The sequence below is a fragment of the Nocardia sp. NPDC004123 genome, from assembly GCF_053603795.1.
Map to the genome: position 1 here is coordinate 1 of NZ_JBSGGG010000067.1, position 3,042 is coordinate 3,042.

The following is a 3,042-nucleotide window of genomic DNA, read 5'->3' on the forward strand; positions in this document are numbered from 1 at the left end:
CCGCACCAGTCGATCGCGGCTACCGCGTATGTCTTTGCGGCACAGACCAGTTCATCGATCGCGCAGCGCTCGTCCACCGCGTGCGCCATGACGAGCGGGCCCGGTCCCAGCCCGACGGCGGGGATGCCGGCGGCGGTGAACCAGGTGAGATCGGTGGCCGACGGGAAGGGCCGCACCTCGGGCGCACCCGCGAAGGCGGTGTCGAGCGTGGCCTCTTCGCGAGCCGCACAGACCGTCCGGGTGAACGGATGATCGCCGTCGGTGCGCCCGCCCGGATAGTGCATCGGCCAGTCGATGCGCGGCGGGTTGGCGCGCAGCCACGGGTCCTGCTGCGCGATGCCGGTGACCGTCTGCACGACTTCGGACTGGATCTCGGCCACCGCCGCGGCCGGCGGATAGAAGATCGCGTAGTCGAGGGTGGTCTCGTCGGGAATGAACGCGACATTGTGGCTACCGCGCGCACCGCCGTCGATCACATCGAGGCCAATGGTGAACTGGCCCTTGTCGAACAGCGGATCGACGCGGCTCGTCACCCACTCGTCCTCCAGCCGGCGCAACCCGTCATGGATGCGCAGGGCCGCGTCGATCGCGCTGGCGGCGATAGGTTCGCCGGGATGCCCGGCCCGCATCAGGGACCGCATCGACGCGTGCGCCGAACGCCCCGTCACCGTGATGCGCATGACCAGCACGCCGGGAGTCGCGGGCATGACGGTCAGCGGGACGCGGGCGCCGGTGGGCTCGGCGATGATCGCCGCGTCCGCGGTGAAGCCGCGCTCGAGGACCGCGGAGGTCCCCATGTGGTGTTCGAGATTCTCCTCGCCCGCCACGCCCTGCAGGATCAGGTCGCCGCGCAGCCGCACCCCGGCCTGCCGTAATGCCATGGCGGCGAACGCCTGCGCGATCAGTCCGCCCTTCATGTCCACCGAGCCCCGGCCCCACACGTGGGTGTCGTCGACGAAGGCCGTGAACGGGTCGTGCGTCCACTGCGCGGCGTCATCGGCCGGAACGACATCGACATGACCGTTGAAGATCAGCGACCGCCCGCCGCCACTACCCCGCAGCACCCCGACGACATTGTCGCGGCCCGGCGCCTTGCCGAACAGCTGGGTCTGCGCGCCCGCCTGCCGGTACAGCCCGGCCAGCAGCCCGGAGACCTCCGATTCGCCGCCGGCCAGGTCGTCGTAGTCCTGGTCCGGGTAGGTGGGGTTCACGCTGCGGATGGCGATGGCATCGGCGAGCGTAGCCACCAATTCATCACGCAGGCTGTCGATCCGATCGAGCACCCGATCCGTTGCCCGGGCGTTCACGCGCGCACCTCCTCGGTCTCTTCGGCTGCGGCGAGATCGCCGCTGTCGTGGACGACCGTGCCGCCCAGATAGGTGCGCAGCACCGTGGTGTCCCGCAGGTCGTCGATCGGGCACGTCACCGGATCGCGGTCCACGATCACCACATCGGCGTGGTTTCCCGGTGCGAGCGAACCGATTCCGGGCCAGCCGAGCACCTTCGCCGCGCCCGTGGTCCACATGCGCAGCGCGTCGGCGCGGGACACCTTCTGGTCGGGTCCGTCATTGCGATGGTCGCTGCCCGCGAACCGGTGGGTGTGCGCGAGTTCGATCTGCTCCCAGGGGTTCTTCGGTCCCCAATCCGATCCGCCCGCCAGATCCAGGCCGCATTCGGTGAGCCGGTGCAGCGGTTCCAGGTCGCGCCAGACGTGCTCGCCCATCCGCTCGCCGTACATCGCGCCCTTCCCCCACGCGAAGCCCGCACTGGTGGTGACCTGGAAGCCGAGGTCGGCGTAGCGGCGGGCCTGCTGCGGGGTGATCGTCATGGCGTGCTGCAGAATCCAGTGCCGGTCGCGGAAATCGTGTTCGCGCACCACGCGTTCGGCGATGTCGAGGAAGTCGTCGTGCTCACGGTAGGCGCCGAGGCACAGGTTCGCGCGAATGTCGTTGGCGGCGCAGAACCTGACGAACGCCTCCTCCTTCTCGAGCGACACGAAACGCACACCGCGCGTGGGACGGCCGAAGGGGTCGGAGTAGGTCTCGTAGGTGGCGAAGTAGCCCGAGAAGCAGGGGCCGCCGGGACTGAGGGTGAGGCCGTCGACGCGCAGCAGATCGTCCTCGAGATCCGAGGACAGCGCGGCGAGGTGGCGCAGCCGGTCGTCGAACTCGGCGCCGGTCAGCGGATCGAAGGGATAGAAGATCACCGACTCGGCATCCAGCGTCGCCTGGACGCGCAGGGTCAGGGCATCGGTGGCGCGCAGATGCCGGTACAGCGCAAGGTGTTCCGGTTCCATGGCGTGGCCCTCGTACACGCTGGTCACACCCTGCGCCGAGTAACGGGCCATTTCGGCGGTCGTCCCGGCAACCGCGTTCGCCATGTCCGGCGGTGGCAGTTTGGTGAGGATCTGACCCCAGAAGGGGTCGTAGGTGTAGTAGTTCGTCACGGGTCCGCGCAGGATTCCGGTCAGGTCGCCGGATTCGTTCTTCTCGATCTCGACATCGCAGACCCGGTCCGGGATGAACGCGGTGAGCCCGACGGCACGCAGGCCGGCGGTGTTGAACGCCACCACATTCGGCATGCGTGGCGCCCAGGCCTGGATGAGCACCGGATGCGCGTCGGTCGCCGTGTCGAGGGTCCACCGATCGGGCAGGCGTCGCTCGTGCAGATCCCGCTCGGAGCGGCGGATGAAGTAGTGCGGCTCGCCCACCGGCGTGCACATGATCCACTGCCCCGGCGGCGTGTGCGCGGCCTTGGCCCGGATCCGCGCCACGATGTCCGCGTGATCGACCGCGTCGGTCAGATCCACCAGCCCGCCCGCCAGCATCCCGAAGTGCATGACGTGCGGGTGGGTGTCGATGAGGCCGGGCAGCACCACGCCGTCGCCCGCCTCGACGTGCAGGGCATCCGGTCCCGCCGCCGCCCGCATGGCGTCCCGGTCCCCCGCTGCCAGAACGCGTCCCCCGGACAGCACGAGTGCCTCGGCTTCCGGGGTGTTCGGATCGAGCGTGCGTACCCGCCCGGTGATGATCGTGTTGGTCA

General features: G+C 69.5%; 2 protein-coding genes. Both read right to left on the reverse strand.

Features of this window, described 5'->3' with window-relative positions; genetic code table 11:
• The coding region (locus tag ACWEQQ_RS44935; RefSeq protein ID WP_452352556.1) for a M20 family metallopeptidase at positions 1–1,307 on the reverse strand (1,307 nt) is incomplete at its 3' end.
• Positions 1,304–3,042, reverse strand: a 1,739-nt coding sequence (locus ACWEQQ_RS44940) for an amidohydrolase (RefSeq protein WP_452352557.1), incomplete at its 5' end; no start/stop codon positions are given. The genes ACWEQQ_RS44935 and ACWEQQ_RS44940, both read right to left, overlap by 4 nt.